Genomic DNA, 19,475 nt, shown 5'->3' with positions numbered 1-19,475 from the left:
GGGTCCCACGCGGGGTCCGTGCCGGGCTACTCCCGGAGCGCGGCGATCGCCGCCGCCAGCTCCCCCGCGACGTCGGGGACCAGGGTGTGGACGCCGGAGCGGACGATCCGGCGGCCGCCGACCACCACGTCGCGGACGTCGGAGGCGGTGGCCGCGAAGACGGCGGTCTCGGCGGCGAGCCGGGGCGGCGGGCCCGCGGTGCGGACGGAGGTGAGGCTGACGGAGGCGAAGTCGGCGAGGGCGCCCGCTTCGAGCCGGCCGGCGTCGGGCCAGCCGAGGGAGGCGTGACCGGAGGCGGTGGCCGCGCGCAGCAGGGCGGCGGCGGTCCAGTGGCCCCGGGTGCGGGAGCGGAGGCGTTCGTCGAGTTCGAGGGCGCGGGCCTCTTCGAGGAGGTCGATCACGGCGTGGCTGTCGCTGCCGAGGCAGAGCGGGGAGCCCGCGCGCCCGAGGGCGACGCCGGGGCCGATGCCGTCGGCGAGATCGCGTTCGGTGGTGGGGCAGAAGCAGACGGCGGCGCCGCGCGAGCCGAGCGTCCGGATGTCGTCCTCGGTGAGATGGGTGGCGTGGACGGCCGTGACGGTCGGCTTCCAGAAGCCGGACCGCTCCAGGAGCGCGGCGGGCGTGTCGCCGTACACCGCCCGGCACAGCTCGTTCTCGGCGGGCTGCTCCGAGAGATGGACATGGACGGGCAGTCCGTCGGTGCGCTCGGCGAACCGCGCGTACCCGTCGCGTTCGGAGAAGGCGCGGACCGAGTGGATCGCGGCGCCGATCCGGGCGTGCTCGCTCGGCCGCAGCCGGGAGAAGCGCTCGTACCAGCGGTCGGCGGTGCCGTCGCCGAAGCGGAGCTGGGGTCCTTCGAGGGGCTGGTGGCCGTCGCGGGTGAGGCCGCCGTGGAGATAGACGGTGTCGAGGAGGGTGATCCGGACGCCCGCGTCGGCCGCCGCCGCGATCAGCGCCTCGCCCATGGCGTTGGGGTCGTCGTACGGCACGCCCCCGGGTCCGTGGTGCAGATAGTGGAACTCGCCCACCGAGGTCACCCCGGCGAGCGCCATCTCCGCGTACACCGCGCGGGCGAGCGCGTGGTACGAGTCCGGGGTGAGCCGGGACGCGATCCGGTACATGACGTCCCGCCAGGTCCAGAAGGTCCCGGCGCCGACCTGGACGGCTGCGCGCAGGGCCCGGTGGAAGGCGTGGGAGTGGGCGTTGGCGAGGCCGGGGATCGTCAGTCCGCGCAGCACCTCGGCGCCGGGCGGGGGCGTCCCGGTCCCGGTCCGCACGGCGGCGATCCGGCCGTCGCGGACCTCCAGCGCGACGCCGGGCTCGACATGGGTGTCCAGCCAGGCGTGTTCGGCCCAGTACGTCGTCGTCAGCGGCACGCGAGACCCTCCAGTACGTCGGCGAGCGCGAGCACCCCGGCCACGCAGTCGTCCTCGCCCGCGGACTCGGCCGGGGAGTGCGAGACGCCGGTGGGGTTGCGCACGAACAGCATGGCGGTCGGCACCGAGGCGGAGAGGATTCCCGCGTCGTGTCCCGCTCCGGTGCCGAGGACGGGGATCCGGCCGCCGAGGAGGCGGTTCAGCTCGTCGCGCAGCGCGTGCTCGAACTCCACGACGGGGGTGAAGGACTCCTGTACGACGGTCAGGTCGACGCCGTCGCGGCGGGCGCGCTCCCGGGCGGCGCGCTCGATCGCGGCGACGACGGTGTCGAGGGTGGTCTGGTCGGCGGCGCGGGAGTCGAGCCAGCCGCGGACCAGGGAGGGGATGGCGTTGACGCCGTTCGGTTCGACGGCGACCTTGCCGAAGGTGGCGAGCGCGCGAAGGAGTTCCGCCTCGCGGCGGGCGGCGAGGACGGTCTCGGCGTAGGTGGGCATCGGGTCGCGGCGGTCGGTGAGCCGGGTGGTGCCCGCGTGGTTGGCCTCGCCCGCGAAGTCGAACCGCCACCGGCCGTGGGGCCAGATGGCGGAGGCGATGCCGACGGGGTCGCCGGAGAGGTCCAGCGCCCGGCCCTGCTCGACGTGGAGTTCCACGAACGCGCCGATCCGGGCGAGGCGTTCGGGGTCGGGTCCGATGGCGTCCGGGTCGTGTCCGGCGGCCTCCATCGCCCGGGCGAGGGGGGTGCCGTCGGCGTCCCGGAGGGCGTGGGCCTGCTCCCGGGTGAGCCGGCCCGCGGTGAGCCGGGAGCCGACGCAGGCGACGCCGAAGCGGGCGCCCTCCTCGTCGCCGAAGTTGGAGACGGCCAGCGGGCGGGTGGGCCGTGCGCCTCTGCGCCGCAGCTCGTCGAGGGCGGCGAAGGCGGAGACCACGCCGAGGGGGCCGTCGAACGCGCCGCCGTCGGGGACGGAGTCGAGATGGGAGCCGGTGACCACGGCGTCCCCCTGGGCGGGGTCGCCGAGCCAGGCCCACTGATTGCCGTTGCGGTCCGTCTCGTACGCCAGGCCGCGCGCGAGCGCCTGCTCCCGGAACCAGGCCCGGCAGTCGGCGTCGGGCCCGCTCCAGGCGTAGCGCCGGTAGCCGCCGGTGGTGGCGTCCCGCCCGACGGGGGCGAGTTCCCGCCACATCTCGTGGAACGACGCCCCGGGCACGGGCCGCGGGCGCGGGTCCCTGGGGAGGGGCCCGTTCATGACTCCTCCCGCATGGGGATGCGGACGCCGCGCCGGTCGGCGACGGCGCTCGCGGACTCGTAGCCCGCGTCGACATGGCGGATGACGCCCATGCCGGGGTCGTTCGTCAGGACCCGGCGGATCTTCTCGCCGGCCAGCGGGGTGCCGTCCGCGACCGTGACCTGGCCCGCGTGGAGGGAGCGGCCCATGCCGACGCCGCCGCCGTGGTGGATCGAGACCCAGGACGCCCCGGAGGCCACATTCACCATCGCGTTGAGCAGCGGCCAGTCCGCGATGGCGTCCGAGCCGTCGAGCATCGCCTCGGTCTCGCGGTACGGGGACGCCACCGAGCCGCAGTCGAGGTGGTCGCGGCCGATGACGAGGGGGGCCGCCAGCTCCCCGGAGGCGACCATGTCGTTGAAGCGCTCGCCCGCGCGGTCGCGTTCGCCGTGGCCGAGCCAGCAGATACGGGCGGGCAGGCCCTGGAAGCGGACCCGTTCGCCCGCGAGGGTGATCCAGCGGCGCAGCGACTCGTTCTCCGGGAACAGCTCCAGCAGGGCGCGGTCGGTCTTGGCGATGTCGGACGCCTCGCCGGAGAGCGCGGCCCAGCGGAAGGGGCCCTTCCCTTCGCAGAACAGCGGCCGGATGTAGGCGGGCACGAAGCCGGGGAAGTCGAACGCGCGCTCGTAGCCCGCGAGCTTCGCCTCGCCCCGGATGGAGTTCCCGTAGTCGAAGACCTCGGCCCCCGCGTCCTGGAAGCCGACCATGGCCTCGACGTGCCGGGCCATCGACTCGCGCGCCCGCAGGGTGAAGTCGGCCGGGTCCTCGGCGGCGCGGTCGGCCATCTCGTCGAAGGCGACGCCGGCCGGGAGGTAGGAGAGCGGATCGTGGGCCGAGGTCTGGTCGGTGACGATGTCGACGGGCGCGCCGGCCGCCAGCAGCCGGGGGAAGACCTCGGCCGCGTTGCCGAGGACGCCGACGGAGAGCGGCCGCCGGGCGTCGCGCGCCTCGACCGCGAGGGCCAGGGCGTGGTCGAGGGAGTCGGCCCGGACGTCGAGATAGCCGTGCTCGATACGCCGCTCGATCGCGCGCGGGTCGCAGTCGACGCAGATCGCGACGCCGTCGTTCATGGTGACGGCGAGCGGCTGCGCGCCGCCCATGCCGCCGAGGCCCGCCGTGAGGGTGATCGTCCCGGCCAGGGTGGAGCCGAACCGCTTGGCGGCGACGGCGGCGAAGGTCTCGTAGGTGCCCTGGAGGATCCCCTGGGTGCCGATGTAGATCCAGGACCCGGCGGTCATCTGCCCGTACATCGTCAGGCCGAGGGCCTCCAGCCGCCGGAACTCCTCCCAGTTGGCCCAGTCGCCCACCAGGTTGGAGTTGGCGATGAGCACACGCGGGGCCCATTCGTGGGTCTGCATCACCCCGACCGGCCGGCCGGACTGGACGAGCATCGTCTCGTCCTGCTTGAGGGTCCTCAGGGTGCGCACCATCGCGTCGAAGGAGCGCCAGTCGCGGGCCGCGCGGCCGGTGCCGCCGTAGACCACCAGCCGGTCGGGGTGTTCGGCGACCTCGGGGTCCAGATTGTTCTGGAGCATGCGCAGGGCGGCCTCCTGCTGCCATCCCAGGGCGCTCAGTTCCGTACCGCGCGGGGAGCGTACGGGGCGTGGTCCTGACATGGGCGGTGCCTCCTCGCGACGGCGCGCCGCCCGTCGCGGCGGGGCCGGGGGACGGCGGCGGGCCCTCAGTGTGTTGGGTTGCCTATTCACATCCTGAACACATGAATACTCCTAGTCAACAGCTGCGCGGGGCACGCCCGGGATGGTTGGCTGGCACATATGACTGTCGAACGTCGGAATCAAGCCGTACGAGCCGCTGTCGAACAAGGGCTGCTCAGCGAGGACCAGCCCGTCGCCGCCCTGCTGGACGTGGCCGGGATCCGGGAGTCCGCCGCCGCCCTGCGGGCCGCGTTCGCCGCCGTCACCGACGCCCCGGTGCTGCACGCCTTCGCGGTGAAGGCCACCCCGCTGGTGCCCGTGCTCGCCCTGCTGAACGCGGAGGGCATCGGCGCGGAGGTGGCGAGCCCCGGTGAACTGGCGCTGGCGCGCGCCGCGGGCGTACGCCCCGAGCACACGGTCCTCGACTCCCCCGCCAAGACCACCGCCGAGCTGCGCGAGGCGTTCGCGCTCGGCATCGCCGTCAACGCCGACAATCCGCAGGAGCTGGCCCGTATCGACGCGCTGGCGGCGGACGGCGTGGCCTCCCCGGTCGGGGTGCGGGTCAACGCGCAGATCGGCGCCGGGTCGATCGGCGCGCTGTCGACGGCGACCGCGACCTCCAAGTTCGGCGTGGCCCTGCGCGACGAGGGCGCGCGCGAGGCGGTCGTCCGGATGTATCTGGACCGGCCCTGGCTGACCCGGCTGCACACCCACTCCGGCTCCCAGGGCATACCCCTGGCCCGGATGGCCGAGGGCGTGGCGGCGGTCTACGAGCTGGCCGAGGAGATCAACGCGGCGGCCGGGCGGCAGCAGATCGACACCGTGGACATCGGCGGCGGGCTGCCGGTGAACTTCGCCTCCGACGAGACCGACCCGACCTTCGCCGCGTACGCCCGGCTGCTGAAGGAGCGGGTCCCGGGGCTGCTGGACGGGCGGTACGGGCTGGTCACCGAATTCGGCCGGGCGCTGATCGCCAAGCACGGCACCACCCTGGCCCGGGTGGAGTACGCCAAGGTCTCGGGCTCCCGCCCCATCGCGGTCACCCACGCGGGCGTCCAGGTCGCCACCCGTACGGTGTACGACCCGGTCTCCTGGCCGCTGCGGATCGCCGCGTACGACGGGAAGGGCCTGCCCAGCACCGCCCCCGAAACGGTGCAGGACATCGCGGGGCCCGCGTGCTTCGCGGGCGATCTGCTGGCCGAGGGCCGGTCGCTGCCCCGGCTGAAACAGGGCGATGTGATCGCGGCGCTGGACACCGGGGCGTACTACTTCTCCAGCCACTACGGCTACAACAGCCTGCCCCGGCCCGCGGTGTACGGCTTCGGGGTGCGGGCCGGCGCGGTGGAGTTCTCGCCGGTGCGGGCCGCGCAGAGCGTCGCGGAGATCGTCGCCGAGGCGGGCGGCGACCGGGCGGACGCGCTGCTGGGGTGAGCGTCCGGGCGGGCGGGGCGGGCGTCCGGGGGCGGTCGCCGCGCCCGGCTGCTTTCCTGGAGTCATGGCGAACAGAAGCGTGGTCGTCGAGCGCCGGATCGCGGCCCCCGCCGAGCGGGTCTGGCGGGCGCTGACCGATCTGGAGCGCGCGCCCGCCGTGCTGAGCGCGGTGGAGTCGGTCGAGCTGCTGTCCGAAGGGGCCTTCGGCGTCGGCACCCGCTGGCGCGAGACCCGGCGGATGCTGGGGAAGCGGGCCACCGAGGAGATGTGGGTGACCGCGAGCGAGCCGCCGCTCGGCTATGTGGTGGAGGCCGCGTCCCGGGGCGCGCGCTATGTCTCGGACTTCGCCCTGCGGCCGGCCGGGCCCGCGGCGACCGATGTCCGGATGACGTTCACGGCCGTGCCCCCGGGCGGGGCCGCCGGACTGGCGGCCAGGCTCCTCGGCGGGCTGGGCGCGCGGGCGGTGGCCAGGGCGATCGCCAAGGATCTCGAGGACGTGGCGGCCTCGGTGGAGCGGGAGGGGCCGCCGGGCGGCGGCTGAGCCCCGGCGCGCACCCGGTCGCCCACGCGCCGGATCGCGGCCCCGGCCGAGCGCCCCCGCTCCCGCCCGCACGCCGGGCCGTGCCCCGCAGCGCCCGTGCTTCCCGTACTCGCCGGGCCCCGGCGTCCCTCCCGTGTCCTCCCGGCCCCGGCGTACCTCCCGTACCGGCCGGGCCCGGCGCCTCCCTCCGTACCGCCCGCGGCCGGCCGCCGGAGACCGTTCCGTACCGCCGTTCCGTACGGCTCCGGCGGGCCCGGCGGGGCGCGACGGCCGCATTACCTCCACATCCCCGAGGCATCACCGGCGGCCGTCCGGGCAGTCCTCCTCCCGTACCGCACACCAGCGTTACGCACATCAGCCGTACCGCACGAGCGAGCACCGCGCGACGACCGGGGGAGAGCCCTTTGACCACCACGACCGCCACCGACAAGAGCCCCGGAGCCCCCGACGGGGACGGCCCGCTGAAGCGGGCCATCGGGCCCAAGCTGCTGATCCTCTTCGTCATCGGCGACATCCTCGGCACCGGCATCTACGCCACCACCGGCAAGGTCGCGGGCAAGGTCGGCGGCGCGCTCTGGCTGCCGTTCGTGATCGGCTTCCTGGTGGCGATCCTGACCGCCGCGTCCTATGTCGAACTGGTCGGCAAGTACCCCAAGGCCGCCGGGGCCGCGCTCTACACCCAGAAGGCGTTCAAGGTCCCCTTCCTCACCTTCATCGTCGCCTTCATGGTGATGTGCTCCGGGCTGGCGTCCGCGAGCGCCGCGGCCCGCGCCTTCAGCGGGGACTACTTCCTGGAGTTCACCGACGCCGTACCGGCGACGCTGATCGCGGTCCTCTTCATCCTCGTGCTCGCCGCGCTCAATCTGCGCGGGGTCTCGGAGTCGGTGAAGACCAATGTGGTGCTGACCATCGTGGAGCTGTCCGGTCTCGCGATCATCCTCGCGATCGGCGCGTGGGCGGTGTTCTCCGGCGACGGCGACGCCTCCCGGCTCACCCAGCTGGAGTCGGGCGGCACCGGATACGCGCTGATCACCAGCGTGCTGGGGGCCACCGCGCTGGGCTTCTTCGCCTTCGTCGGCTTCGAGGACTCGGTGAACATGGCCGAGGAGACCAAGGACCCCGTCCGCACCTTCCCCCGGGCGATCTTCATCGGGGTCGCGGTCACCGGAACCGTCTACGTCCTGGTCGCCCTGGTCTCGTCGCTGCTGGTCGACCACCGGACGCTGGCGGGCTCCAGCGGGCCGCTGCTGGAGGTCGTCAAGGCGGGCGGCATCGCCATCCCGCCCAAGCTCTTCGCGCTGATCGCGCTGTTCGCGGTCACCAACTCGGCGCTGATCAACATCATGATGGCCTCGCGGCTCTGCTACGGCATGGCCAATGAGCGCATCCTGCCGAAGGCCATGGGCCGGGTGCTGCCCAACCGGTGCACCCCGGTCGTCGGCATCGTCTTCGTCTCCGTGCTGGCGATCGGCCTGGTGCTCACCGGCGAGATCGAGGGGCTCGGCGACACCACGGCGTTCCTGCTGCTCTGTGTGTTCGCGGTGGTCAACATCGCGGTGCTGGTGCTGCGCCGGGACCCGGTGGCGCACCAGCACTTCCGTACGCCCACCGCGCTGCCGGTGCTCGGCGCGATCACGGCGCTGGTGCTGGCCAGCCCGCTGGCCGACCGGGACGCCGAGGTCTACATCCGGGCGGGCGTGCTGGTGGCCATCGGCGTCGCGCTGTGGGCGGTGAACCGGGCGGTCATGAAGGCGCGCGGGGAGGACGCCCCGCGCGAGGCGGCGGGGGACCCGAAGCCGTAGCGGAGCCTGGTGCCCGGGCCGGGGGCAGGGCCTGGTGCCCGGGCAGGACGCAGGGCCTTGTGCCCGGGCCGGGTGCAGGGCCGGGTGCTGCCGGGGCGCGCCGGGCGACGGCCGGGCTCAGCGGCGACGGGACCGGGTTCAGCGGCGGCGGGCCCCGCCGGGCGCCGCGTCGCCCGCCGCGACCCCGGTGGTACGGAAGCCCTCGGCCGCCCGCCCGGCCGGGCCGGAGACGATCCGGTCGGCGGGCAGCCAGAACAGGGTCTCCGTGTCGCGTTCCCGGCGGCCGAGCCACACGGCCTTCGCCCACAGCCCCGCCCCGGCTCCGGCCATCAGCATCCCGCCCGCCGCGGGCAGCGCGAAGGAGGAGCCCAGGGCGGCGAGGAAGGCGATCAGCAGGGGCCACCGGCGGGCCCGCCGCCAGGTGCGCAGGGTGACCCGGCGGTCCTGGAGGAAGTCGCCCCGGCCCGCGCGGGACGCGCCGTCCGCGAGCCGGGTGTGCCGCCCGCGCCCGGCCAGCGCGGTCACGACGGCCGTCACCAGCAGCAGAGCCGCTCCGGTCAGCAGCCCGATCCGGCGCCCGGTGAGCCCGGGGAGCAGCGCCCCGATCGCCGCGGCCGTCAGCCCCAGCCACCACAGGGGCGCTGCCCCGGCTCGTACCACGACCGCCACTCTCGCCAGCGCCTGTGCCCCGCGTCCCACGTCAGCACTCCCTTTCCGCTTCCCCGACCGTCGGTCCGTCCTCTCGCGGGCGGAGATTAGCCGCGGTTTCTGAGGGCCGTCTGAGAACGGCCGCGAAGGCGAGGGCCCGAGGGGCGGGCGGTCACTCCGCGAAGAGGCCGCGGGCCGCCGCCCGGGCGTCGAACTCCTCCAGCCGCGACTGCGCGTCCGGCAGTCCGTCGCACATCGCCTCCAGCAGCACCCGGCCCAGCAGCATCGGCGCGCAGACGGTGTCGAAGGAGAGCCCGGTGCCGACGGCGGCGGGGATCAGCAGATCGCTCTCCCCGGCGACCGGCGCGAACGCCGAGTCCGCGACGGTCACCACCGTCAGCCCGGCGGTACGGGCGTACGCCAGCGCCTCCACGACCTCCTTCGGGTGCCGGGGGAGCGCGAAACAGAGCAGCGCGCTCGCGCCCGCGCGCCGGGCGGCGTCGATCCGGTCGGCGAGCAGGGAGCCGCCCTCGTCGAGCAGCCGCACATCCGGGTGGACCTTGGCGGCGAAGTAGGCGAAGCCCCGGGCCTGCGCGGCGGCGGCCCGCAGCCCGAGCACCGGCAGCGGGCGGGAGGCGGCGAGCAGCCGGCCCGCGCGCTCGACCGGGGCGGGATCGGCGAGCAGCTCCGCGAGCCGGCGCAGATTCTCGATCTCGGCGCGCACCGCCTGCTGGTACTCGTTGGGGGCGGGGTCGGCGGGCTCGCTCGGCGCGGGGGTGATCTCGCGCAGATGGCGGCGGAGCGCGGGGTAGCCGTCGAAGCCGAGGGCGACGGCGAAGCGGGTGACGGACGGCTGGCTGACCCCGGCGACCTCGGCGACCTCCACGCTGGAGAGGAAGGGCACATCGGCGGCCCGGCGCACCATGCTGTGGGCGATCCGCCGCTGGGTGGGGGTCAGCCGGTGGCCCTCGAAGAGCTGTTGCAGTCGTGCGGCCGGGCTGTCGCTCACGCCGTCCACCTCATCCTCGTCACTCGCACCGTCATGGCTCGGCCACGCGGTCCCGCACGGTGGCACGGACAACCTATTCAGCCACCGAGAACTCTGCATGCCCATATGCAGAGGAGCAAGGGAGGGGTGGTCCCGGGCGCTCGCGGGCGGGGTGCGGCGGGCGGCGGGAACCGGTCCGGGGAATGGGGGGATACCCCCACTGACGCGGGCGGCCGGGATCCGTAGCGTGCCGGTATGGACGCTCACGACCAAGAGCTCAAGAAGGAGCTCGACGCCGCCCTGCACGCCCGCCGCGAGCTGGGCGAGGAGTACGAGTCCGCGCTCGTCGAGTCCTTCCTGGCCAAAGTCGAGCAGCGCCTCGACGGGACGGTGGACCGGGAACTGCGCCGCCGGCTCGCCGAACAGCAGATGACGGTCGCCCGCGGCACTCGCTCACCGGCGCGGCCCGCCGACGACCCCAACTTCGGCGAACGCTTCGGCTTCGGCGTCGTCTCGCTGATCCTGGCCGTCCCCCTCTCGGCGATCGGCGTCACGAACGCCGACCTCCCGGGGTTGGTCGTGGCCTGGGCGGGGATCGTGGGGGTGAACGCGGTGCACGCGGCAGGAGGGTTTTCGCTGGCGCGGGCCAGGAAGAGGCGCGCTCCCTCCGACTGGCAGGACTGAACACCGCCGTTGCCCAAGCCCCGGCCCGGACACCCCGCCACCCGACGGAGCCCCGCAGCCCAAACCCCAGCCCGCCCGCCGCTTGAGGACGAACCCCAGCACGGACACCCCGCCACCCGACGGAGGCCCGCAGCCCAAACCCCAGCCCGCCCGCCGCTTGAGGACGAACCTCGGGCTCGGGCACCCCGCCTCCCGACATGAGCCCACGGCCCAAACCCCAGCCCGTCCGGCGCTTGAGGACGAACCCCGGCCCGGGCACCCCGCCACCCGACGGAGGCCCGCAGCCCAAACCCCAGCCCGCCCGCCGCTTGAGGACGGACCTCGGGCTCGGGCACCCCGCCACCCGACGGAGGCCCCGGGGGGCAGGGCAGGCTCGGGAAGCCCCGGACAGCAGCACCGGCAGGCTAGGCCCCTACCCCGCGCGGCCCCACGTCGGGGGCCAGCCCCCGAAACCCCCGCGCCTCAAACGCCGGCGAGGCTGAAGTGGTCCACATTCACCCCGCCCGGTAACCCAAACCCCAGCCCGTCCGGCGATTGAGGACGAACCCCGGGCTCGGGCACCCCGCCACCCGACATGGGCCCACGGCCCAAACCCCAGCCCGTCCGGCGCTTGAGGACGAACCCCGGGCTCGGACACCCCGCCACCCGACATGGGTCCACGGCCCAAACCCCAGCCCGTCCGGCGATTGAGGACGAACCCCGGGCTCGGGCACCCCGCCACCCGACAGGGACCCCAGGCAGCAGGCCCAGGCTCGGGAGGTGGAGTGGATGCGGCCGTCGGGCGGGACGGTGGGCGCGGGGCCCGGGTGGGGGCGGTCCGGCGCGGGGGACACGGTGGGGAAGGCTGGGGCGGGGGCCGCCGCACCCCCGGCCGGGGCCGGAGGGCGGGACGACGGCGGCCCCCGCGAGGGACACGCGACCGGTCGGAGGACCGGTCGCCGCGCCCGTGACGCCCTCGGTTCCGGGAGCCGCTCCGGAAGGCGGGAGACGCCGTTCAGGCGTCGGAGCGGGGCCCGGAAGGGGCCCCTGCCGACACGCACCACTCTGCGGGACGCGTGTTAAGCCGGTACTGCGCGCGTGTGACATACGCGTACCGATCGCGCGAACGGCTCCCCGCCCCCGGGGGCGGGACCCGTACCCCCGTACGGCTACTTGGCGCCGTTGGCGAGGAACGCGAGCAGGTCCTGACGGCTGACCACGCCCTTCGGCTTGCCCTCCACCAGCACGATCGCCGCGTCGGCCGCGCCGAGGACGGTCATCAGATCGCCGACCGGCTCACCGGAGCCGACCTGCGGCAGCGGGTCGGACATGTGCTTCTCCAGCGGGTCGCCCAGCGAGGCGCGCTGGGTGTAGAGCGCGCCCAGCAGCTCCCGCTCCACGACGGAGCCGATGACCTCGGCGGCCATCACATCGGGGTGTCCGGCTCCCGGCTTGACGATCGGCATCTGGGAGACGCCGTACTCGCGCAGCACCTCGATCGCCTCGCCGACGGTCTCCTCCGGGTGCATGTGCACCAGGCTGGGGATCGCGCCGCCCTCCTTGTGGCGCAGCACGTCGCCGACGGAGGCGGAGGGGCCCGCGTCCTCCAGGAAGCCGTAGTCCGCCATCCACTCGTCGTTGAAGATCTTGGAGAGGTATCCGCGTCCACTGTCCGGGAGCAGGACGACCACCACGTCGTCGGGCCCGAGCGGCTCGGCCACCCGCAGCGCGGCGACCACGGCCATCCCGCAGGAGCCGCCGACGAGCAGGCCCTCCTCCTTGGCCAGCCGGCGGGTCATCTGGAAGGAGTCCTTGTCGGAGACGGCCACGATGTCGTCCGTGACGTTCTGGTCGTACGCCGTCGGCCAGAAGTCCTCGCCGACGCCCTCGACCAGATACGGGCGGCCCGAGCCGCCGCTGTAGACGGAGCCCTCGGGGTCCGCGCCGATCACCTTCACCCCTCCGCCGCTGACCTCCTTGAGATAGCGCCCGGTCCCGGAGATGGTGCCGCCGGTGCCCACGCCCGCGACGAAATGGGTGATCTTTCCCTCGGTCTGTTCCCACAGTTCGGGACCGGTGGTCTCGTAGTGCGAGCGGGGGTTGTTCGGGTTGGAGTACTGGTCCGGCTTCCAGGCTCCGGCGATCTCACGGACGAGGCGGTCGGAGACGTTGTAGTACGAGTCCGGGTGCTCGGGGTCCACGGCGGTGGGGCAGACGACGACCTCGGCCCCGTACGCACGGAGCACATTGATCTTGTCGGTGGAGACCTTGTCGGGGCAGACGAAGACGCACTTGTAGCCCTTCTGCTGGGCCACGATCGCCAGGCCCACGCCCGTGTTGCCGCTGGTCGGCTCCACGATCGTGCCGCCGGGCAGCAGCGCTCCGCTCTCCTCGGCGGCCTCGATCATGCGCAGGGCGATGCGGTCCTTGACCGAGCCGCCGGGGTTGAAGTACTCGACCTTGGCCAGCACGGTGGCCTGGATGCCGGTGGTGACACTGTTCAGTTTCAGCAGCGGGGTGTTGCCGACGAGGCTGATCATCGAGTCATGAATGCGCACAATGCTTCTCCGGGGTCTCCGTAGTGAATGCGGTCAGAGTATGCGGACCCGGGCGGGATTGGGCGACGGTCGCTTCGGGGCAGTTAGGTCATGACCGGCTTGGCGGGCCCGACGGGGCGCGGCGGCCGGGGCCCGCCCGGCCGTGACCCGCCGGGCGCGGCGGACGAGAAGCGGACGGCCGAGGAGCGGAGGAGCGGACGGTGTCGAGGGCGAGAGTGGCACGGCGCATCGCGGCGGGCGCGGCCTACGGCGGCGGCGGCATCGGCCTGCTCGGGGCGGCGACCGTCGGGGTGGTGCTCGCGGAGGTCCAGCTCGCGAAGCGGTCGGTGGGCGGCGGCGCGGCCCCGCTGCCGCCGCGCGCGGACGGGCTGTACGGGCTGGTCTTCGGGCGGACGGACCCGATGCTGCTGGGGATGCTGGGCGATTCCACGGCGGCGGGCCAGGGGGTGCGGCGGGCGGGCCAGACGCCCGGGGCGCTGCTGGCGTCGGGGCTGGCGGCGGTGGCCGAGCGGCCGGTGGAGGTGTGCAATGTGGCGCTGCCGGGGGCGCAGTCGGACGATCTGGCGCGCCAGACGACGCTGCTGCTCGCGGACGCCTCCCGGCGGCCGGACGTCTGCGTGATCATGATCGGTGCCAACGATGTCACGCACCGGATGCCGCCGACGCAGTCCGTTCGCCATCTGGCGTCGGCGGTGCGGCGGCTGCGGACGGCGGGGGCGGAGGTGGTGGTGGGGACCTGCCCCGACCTGGGGACCATCGAGCCGGTGTATCAGCCGTTGCGGTGGCTGGCCCGGCGGGTGTCGCGGCAGCTGGCGGCGGCGCAGACGATCGTGGCGGTGGAGCAGGGGGGCCGGACGGTGTCGCTGGGGGATCTGCTGGGGCCGGAGTTCGCGGCGAATCCCCGCGAGATGTTCGGGGCGGACAACTACCACCCGTCGGCGGAGGGGTACGCGACGGCGGCGATGGCCCTGCTGCCGACGGTCTGCGCGGCGCTGGGGGTGTGGCCGGAGTCGGACCGGCCGGAGGCGGCCCGGGACGAGGGGATGCTGCCGGTGGCGGAGGCGGCGGTGACGGCGGCGAAGGAGGCCGGTACGGAGGTCACGGGGGCCCGTGCGCCCTGGGCCCTGCTGAAGCACCGCCGGCGTCGGCGGCTGCCGGACGCGTCGCCGGACCAGTCACCGCCGCCGGACCAGTCGTCGTCGCCGTCACCGTCGCCGTCGCCGTCACCGGGCTCGCCGCCGGAGACCACGGCGCAGTGAGCGCTCGAACGAGCCCCGCCCAAGTGAGCGCTCGCTTAGAATTGAGGCCCGAGTCACACTCCGAGCCCCGTGACCCCGCCGCTACCTACAGGTAACTTCCCAGCGAGTCCACCTTCTCCCCTCCTGGAGCCGTGATGCCTGAAGCCGTCATCGTTTCCGCCGCCCGCTCCCCCATCGGACGGGCCTTCAAGGGCTCGCTGAAGGAGTTGCGCGCCGACGACCTGACCGCGACGATCGTTCGGGCCGCCCTCGACAAGGCGCCCGGGCTCGATCCCCGGGACATCGACGATCTGATGCTGGGCTGCGGGCTGCCCGGCGGGGAGCAGGGCTTCAACCTCGGGCGGATCGTCGCCGTACAGCTGGGGATGGACCATCTGCCCGGCTGCACGATCACCCGTTACTGTTCCTCCTCGCTGCAGACCTCGCGGATGGCCCTGCACGCCATCAAGGCAGGCGAGGGCGATGTCTTCATCTCGGCCGGCGTCGAGATGGTGTCCCGTTTCGCCAAGGGCTCGTCCGACGGTCTGCCCGACACCCAGAACCCGGTCTTCGCCGAGGCCGCGGCCCGGACCGCGAAGACCGCCGAGGGCGGGGCCGACTCCTGGCACGACCCGCGCGAGGACGGGCTGCTGCCCGACGCCTACATCGCCATGGGGCAGACCGCCGAGAATCTGGCCCGGCTCAAGGGCGTCACCCGCCGGGAGATGGACGAGTTCGGCGTACGGTCGCAGAACCTCGCCGAGCAGGCCATCGCGAACGGCTTCTGGGAGCGGGAGATCACCCCGGTCACCACGCCGGACGGCACGGTCGTCAGCACCGACGACGGCCCGCGCGCGGGGGTGACCCTGGAGGGCGTCGAGGGGCTCAAGCCGGTCTTCCGCCCCGACGGCCTGGTGACCGCCGGAAACTGCTGCCCCCTCAACGACGGCGCCGCCGCCCTGGTGATCATGAGCGACACCAAGGCCCGCGACCTGGGCCTGACCCCGCTCGCCCGGATCGTCTCCACCGGGGTCTCCGGCCTCTCCCCCGAGGTCATGGGATACGGCCCCGTCGAGGCGTCCCGGCAGGCGCTCTCCCGCGCCGGGCTCACCGTCGGCGACATCGACCTGGTCGAGATCAACGAGGCCTTCGCCGCCCAGGTCATCCCCTCCTACCGCGACCTCGGGATCGACCTCGACAAGCTCAACGTCAACGGCGGCGCGATCGCCGTCGGCCACCCCTACGGCATGACCGGCGCCCGCATCACCGGCACCCTCATCAACAGCCTCCAGTTCCACGACAAGCAGTTCGGCCTCGAAACGATGTGCGTGGGCGGCGGCCAGGGCATGGCCATGGTCCTCGAACGCCTCAGCTGAACCCGTCGGGCACCCGCCTGAACCCCTCGGGCACCCGCCCCCGCCTCCCGGCCCGCCCGGCCCCGGACCGCTGCGGTCCGAGCCGGGCCGACGGCGGACAACGCGTCGGGCGGGTGCCGGCGCGGGCGGACCGGGCCGGGCGCGAGCCGGGCGCGGCCGCCGGGCCGCGCGGGCCCGGGCGGCGGCCCGACGGGCCGGGCCCGGAGAGCCCCCGGGACCCCCGGCGCAGGGGGTGGAGCCCAAGTCGTGACCGAAACTCGCCCAGGATGTGACCTGCCCCCCGGGGTGGCGCTATTTCCCCAGCTCAAACCCTTGGAGCGGTAAACACCAGGCCAAAAGTCCTGTCCATTTCATGACGTAATGCACTGCCAGGAGGAGCGGGCTCCCCGCAAGCTGATGTAGGAAGTCGGGGGTGTCGAATGAAACCGGGAGTACGTCAGTGAGCGCCATGTCTCTTGCCCTGCTGCTGACCACCGCCGCGGCCACGGTGGTGGGAGCCGCCGCCCTGCACGCCGCGTACGGGCTCCGTAAGCAGGTCACGGCCCTTCGCACCGAACTCTCCGCCGCGACCGCCGCCGGTGTCCGCCCGGTCGCCGCCGTACCGCAGGCCCGCCCCACCCCCGCCGCCGAGATACGCGCCGCCGTCGCCGAGGCCCTCGCCGAGGAGCGGGAGCGCGAGCTGGCCGAGGCGCGCGCCTTCTGGGCCGCGCAGGAGACGCGCGACGCGGCCGACGCCTCCGCCCGTCTCGGCGGCGACGCCCCGCTGACGCCGCTGGGCGGCGGCGGTGTGGGCGCGCCCGGCGACGAGCTGCCGTTCTATGTGCCGAGGCAGGCCGATTTCGCGGGGCTGGAGTCGATGGACCTGGACGCGATAGAGGCGCTCGACGAGCCCGCCGACCTGCCGGAGGTGACCGGCTTCGCCGAGGACTCCCCCGAGCTGGCCGCCGCCCGCCGCCGGCACCCCTCGCACCCGGACTTCGTCCCGGTCCAGACCCCGGTGGTCACCGACCACGAGCGGACGGTCCGCCGGCTGGAGGAGCTGGCGCTCGCCCACACCGAGCTGGCCGATGTGCGGCCGGGCCCGCTGGGCACGCTCGACGTCTATGTCTTCACGGACGGGACGACGCTGTGCATGACCCCGGGCCACCGGGAGACCGCCGAGCTGCTCGCCGACGCGCTGCGCCGCGGCGACATCCCGGTGCTGCTGGGCGGCTCCAGCATCTCGGGCGCGTACGCGCTGACGTTCGTCTGCGGCGAGGAGACCGTCTACATCCTCGCGGACCGCGTCATCGCCTCGTTCTGAGCGCGCCGGAGCGCGCGGGCCGCGAGCGCTCGCGCCCCGGCTACAGCCCGGTCCGCTCCGCCGCCGTACGTACCAGACGCGCGGCCTCGTCCACCTCCGCCTGACGGCGGGACGGGGCCGTTCTGAGCGCTTCGGCCAAATCCTCGGCGGCCACAGTCAGCTGGTCGGCGACGGCGAACACACCCGCGTCGGGCATGATCCTGGGCGGTTCGTCCGGGGCTTCGACGCGCTGGGCACGGAGTGCCAACTCCCTGGCCAGCCCGAGCGCCTCCGCCGCCGCGCCCCGCTGGAGGCGGCTCTGCGGCGCGGCGCGCAGCCGGTCGGCGAGGCGTTCCACGGCAGCGGTCAGATCCGTCGTATCAAGCACACCGCGACCTTATGCGCACGCCGGGGAGTGTTGCCAATACGCGAACGCTCAGGCACGGTGGCCTGAAGGAGCACACGCGCGACGCGTCCGGAGGCGCCGATGTCCCCAGTCTTCTCCGAAGAGACCCATCGAAATCTGCTCTCCCGTATCCCCCAGTGCACCGGTCGTGAGATCTCCGACTGGCTCCGCGCCGTCGAGGACGGCCCGTCCCTCTTCCGTTTCGAGGAGAAGGTCAGCTGGCTCCGGAGCGAGCACGATCTGTCGTACGGCCACGCCAAGGCGATCGTCCACGAGTACGACCTGAGGCGGGCCGCCCGCAAGCTGCTGTAGGTCCGCGCGCGACACCGGCGACCCGGCGGACCGGCGACCCCGGCGGACCGGGCGACCGGAGCCGAGGACCGGATCTGCCGGGCGGACCCGGGCACCCCCGACGACCGGGCAGACCAGCCAGACCGGGCAGACCGGGCAGACCGGAACAACACGAAGGGCCCGCGGGCGGTGCGCCCGCGGGCCCTTCGTCAGCCGTCGGCCGCCGGTCGAAGACCGCCGGCGCCGGGCCGGGTACCGGCTAGTCGTTGCCGGTGATGATCGAGACCAGCCGCAGCATCTCCAGGTAGATCCACACCAGGGTCATGGTGAGGCCGAAGGCGGCCAGCCAGGACTCCTCGCGCGGAGCGCCGTAGGTGAGCCCGTCCTCGACCTGCTTGAAGTCGAGGGCGAGGAAGCAGGCGCCGAGGATGACGCCGATCACACCGAAGAGGATGCCGAGGCCGCCGCTGCGGAAGCCGAGGCCGTCGCCGCCCCCGATGAGGGCGAAGAGCAGATTGACCGCCATGAGCAGCACGAAGCCGAGGGCGGCGGCCATCACGAAGCCGTAGAAGCGGCGGTTGACGCGGATCCAGCGCATCTTGTAGGCGATGAGCACGCCGGCGAAGACCGCCATGGTGCCGAGGACCGCCTGCGGGACGGCGCCCGCGCTGATGTGCGTGGTGACCGCGCTGGAGAGCACTCCGAGGAAGACGCCCTCGAAGGCCGCGTACGCCAGGATCAGCGCCGGGACCGGCTTGCTCTTGAACGCCTGGATCAGGGACAGGACCATGGCGACCAGGAAGGCGCCGATGGCGATGCCGTACGACTTGGCCAGGTTGGCGCCGTCGACGGGCAGCAGGACCCACGAGAGTACGGCGGTGAGGACGACGGTGCCGAGCGTGATCGCGGTGCGCGACACGACATCGTCGATCGTCATCACATTCGCGCGCGCGGGCGCCTCGGGGCCCGTGGCGAGCTGGGGATCGGCGGGCGCGTACGGATTGGTCGCGTACGGGTTGCCGGTGCCCTGGGCGTAGGGGTTTCCTGCGACGGGTCCCCCGGCCTGCGGCTGCGCGTTGAAGCCCGCATAGCCGTTGTCGCGGCTGAACCCCCGTCGCGAGAAGACCGGGTTACTGCTCCTCATCTCACTCCTCCATGGCCACCTTGCGCGGCCTTGCGTCAAGAGTAATGCGGGAGCAAAGGAAGCACCCTAGTGCCTGGGGAGGATCTTTCCGGATTGTGACCTCGGATCACGGTTTCGGGTGAAGGGGGTGTGAGCCACGCGACGCATGGGCCGTGCGTGTCGCGCGCCCGCCGCCCGCACCCGTCGGAGCCGCGCACCGACCGCACCGCCCGCACCCGCCGACGCCGGCCACCCGCCCGCACCCGTCCGCACCCCTCGGCGCGCCGACCGCACCGCCCGCCCGCGCCGATCGTCCGCCCGGCGGCCTCCGCACCCCGGGCGCGTCGGGGCGGCCCGTCTCCGGGATCGGTTCGAGGTGCGCTCAGGGGTGGGCGGCGGGGCCGCGGGCTGTCACTATGGGAGAGAAGCGACGGTCAAGCTTTCAACTACCGTCGAGGGACAACCGGTCACTGAGAGTGCCCGGAGCCGGACTCGAACCGGCACGGCCATGAAGGCCAGCGAGGTTTAAGCTCGCCGTGTCTGCATTCCACCATCCGGGCCAGGTGCGTGGCTCCGCGTAAGCAGCAGGAGCCTATCCGGGGAGATCCATCGGCCAGTCGGCCCTTGGCCCGATGTTGTCTTATTTTATTGCCGCTTGAGGGTGCGTCAGCCCAGGTGGCAGAACCTGCCGGCGGGGCTGTCCCAACAGGTGGGCGGGAACGCCGTCAGGCGTGATTGACGGAAACTCGTCGCACCGAGGCCCTGCGGGGCGCCGGGGCGGGGTCAAACCGGACGAGGGACCGCTTTTTACGGC

At 73.8% G+C, this 19,475-nt stretch carries 16 protein-coding genes and 1 tRNA gene; 8 read left to right on the top strand and 9 right to left on the bottom strand.

Annotated features, from left to right (window positions below; translation table 11 throughout):
* Window positions 1–26: 26 nt before the first annotated feature.
* The 3 genes from ACF089_RS24865 to hutU are packed head-to-tail and all read right to left on the bottom strand — an operon-like array spanning window position 27 to window position 4,275.
* On the bottom strand, window positions 27–1,376 hold the full coding sequence (locus ACF089_RS24865; protein ID WP_392030405.1) for a formimidoylglutamate deiminase: 1,350 nt from the start codon (window positions 1,374–1,376) through the stop codon (window positions 27–29).
* Window positions 1,367–2,620, bottom strand: a complete 1,254-nt coding sequence (locus tag ACF089_RS24860) for an allantoate amidohydrolase (protein WP_392030402.1) — start codon at window positions 2,618–2,620, stop codon at window positions 1,367–1,369. The genes ACF089_RS24865 and ACF089_RS24860 overlap by 10 nt, the downstream gene beginning before the upstream one ends.
* On the bottom strand, window positions 2,617–4,275 hold the full coding sequence (gene hutU / locus ACF089_RS24855; RefSeq protein ID WP_392030399.1) for a urocanate hydratase: 1,659 nt from the start codon (window positions 4,273–4,275) through the stop codon (window positions 2,617–2,619). The genes ACF089_RS24860 and hutU overlap by 4 nt, the downstream gene beginning before the upstream one ends.
* A 159-nt stretch (window positions 4,276–4,434) precedes the next feature.
* Here hutU and ACF089_RS24850 point away from each other — a divergent pair, with 159 nt between their 5' ends.
* The 3 genes from ACF089_RS24850 to ACF089_RS24840 all read left to right on the top strand — a co-directional run bounded on the left by ACF089_RS24850 (window position 4,435) and on the right by ACF089_RS24840 (window position 8,088).
* Complete coding sequence (locus ACF089_RS24850) at window positions 4,435–5,745, top strand: diaminopimelate decarboxylase (protein ID WP_392030396.1); 1,311 nt, start codon at window positions 4,435–4,437, stop codon at window positions 5,743–5,745.
* Window positions 5,746–5,809: 64 nt separating this feature from the next.
* On the top strand, window positions 5,810–6,286 hold the full coding sequence (locus ACF089_RS24845) for an SRPBCC family protein (protein ID WP_392030393.1): 477 nt from the start codon (window positions 5,810–5,812) through the stop codon (window positions 6,284–6,286).
* Window positions 6,287–6,690: 404 nt separating this feature from the next.
* Window positions 6,691–8,088, top strand: a complete 1,398-nt coding sequence (locus tag ACF089_RS24840; protein WP_392030390.1) for an APC family permease — start codon at window positions 6,691–6,693, stop codon at window positions 8,086–8,088.
* A gap of 138 nt (window positions 8,089–8,226) precedes the next feature.
* On the opposite strand, the gene ACF089_RS24835 is transcribed toward ACF089_RS24840, so the two are convergent.
* A complete protein-coding gene (locus tag ACF089_RS24835; RefSeq protein WP_392030387.1) occupies window positions 8,227–8,787 on the bottom strand; it encodes a hypothetical protein in 561 nt (186 codons plus the stop codon).
* Between the two features lie 121 nt (window positions 8,788–8,908).
* Window positions 8,909–9,745: a MurR/RpiR family transcriptional regulator gene (locus ACF089_RS24830; RefSeq protein WP_392030385.1), complete on the bottom strand. Its 837-nt coding sequence runs from the start codon at window positions 9,743–9,745 to the stop codon at window positions 8,909–8,911.
* Between the two features lie 234 nt (window positions 9,746–9,979).
* Here ACF089_RS24830 and ACF089_RS24825 point away from each other — a divergent pair, with 234 nt between their 5' ends.
* A complete protein-coding gene (locus ACF089_RS24825) occupies window positions 9,980–10,408 on the top strand; it encodes a hypothetical protein (protein WP_392030382.1) in 429 nt (142 codons plus the stop codon).
* A 1,148-nt stretch (window positions 10,409–11,556) separates the two neighbouring features.
* On the opposite strand, the gene ACF089_RS24820 is transcribed toward ACF089_RS24825, so the two are convergent.
* Window positions 11,557–12,945: a cystathionine beta-synthase gene (locus ACF089_RS24820; protein WP_392030379.1), complete on the bottom strand. Its 1,389-nt coding sequence runs from the start codon at window positions 12,943–12,945 to the stop codon at window positions 11,557–11,559.
* A 215-nt stretch (window positions 12,946–13,160) separates the two neighbouring features.
* On the opposite strand from ACF089_RS24820, the gene ACF089_RS24815 reads away from it, so the two are divergent.
* The 3 genes from ACF089_RS24815 (at window position 13,161) to ACF089_RS24805 (ending at window position 16,862) form a co-directional block, all read left to right on the top strand.
* The gene (locus ACF089_RS24815; RefSeq protein ID WP_392030606.1) at window positions 13,161–14,204 is read left to right on the top strand and encodes an SGNH/GDSL hydrolase family protein; all 1,044 of its coding nucleotides are present in this window, start codon (window positions 13,161–13,163) and stop codon (window positions 14,202–14,204) included.
* 134 nt (window positions 14,205–14,338) lie between these two features.
* On the top strand, window positions 14,339–15,559 hold the full coding sequence (locus ACF089_RS24810) for an acetyl-CoA C-acetyltransferase (RefSeq protein WP_392030376.1): 1,221 nt from the start codon (window positions 14,339–14,341) through the stop codon (window positions 15,557–15,559).
* A gap of 439 nt (window positions 15,560–15,998) precedes the next feature.
* On the top strand, window positions 15,999–16,862 hold the full coding sequence (locus ACF089_RS24805) for a hypothetical protein (RefSeq protein ID WP_392030373.1): 864 nt from the start codon (window positions 15,999–16,001) through the stop codon (window positions 16,860–16,862).
* A 40-nt stretch (window positions 16,863–16,902) separates the two neighbouring features.
* On the opposite strand, the gene ACF089_RS24800 is transcribed toward ACF089_RS24805, so the two are convergent.
* Entirely contained in the window at window positions 16,903–17,229 is a 327-nt protein-coding gene (locus ACF089_RS24800) for a hypothetical protein (protein ID WP_392030370.1), read from the bottom strand.
* Between the two features lie 99 nt (window positions 17,230–17,328).
* Between ACF089_RS24800 and ACF089_RS24795 the strand changes: the two genes are divergently transcribed.
* Window positions 17,329–17,559 carry a DUF4287 domain-containing protein gene (locus ACF089_RS24795; RefSeq protein WP_392030367.1) on the top strand — a complete coding sequence of 77 codons (231 nt, stop codon included), beginning with the start codon at window positions 17,329–17,331 and terminating at the stop codon, window positions 17,557–17,559.
* A gap of 238 nt (window positions 17,560–17,797) precedes the next feature.
* Here the strand turns inward: ACF089_RS24795 and ACF089_RS24790 are convergent, their stop codons facing one another.
* Both ACF089_RS24790 and ACF089_RS24785 read right to left on the bottom strand, forming a co-directional pair.
* The gene (locus ACF089_RS24790; protein WP_392030364.1) at window positions 17,798–18,682 is read right to left on the bottom strand and encodes a Bax inhibitor-1/YccA family protein; all 885 of its coding nucleotides are present in this window, start codon (window positions 18,680–18,682) and stop codon (window positions 17,798–17,800) included.
* Window positions 18,683–19,138: 456 nt separating this feature from the next.
* Window positions 19,139–19,221 (bottom strand) — tRNA-Leu (locus ACF089_RS24785).
* Window positions 19,222–19,475 lie beyond the last annotated feature (254 nt).

Origin of the sequence: Streptomyces sp. NPDC014894 (assembly GCF_043080985.1) — a bacterium.
In the GTDB taxonomy this organism is placed as follows: domain Bacteria; phylum Actinomycetota; class Actinomycetes; order Streptomycetales; family Streptomycetaceae; genus Streptomyces.
Note: the sequence above shows the minus strand (reverse complement) of the source record. Positions and strands in the feature narration are given on the sequence as shown.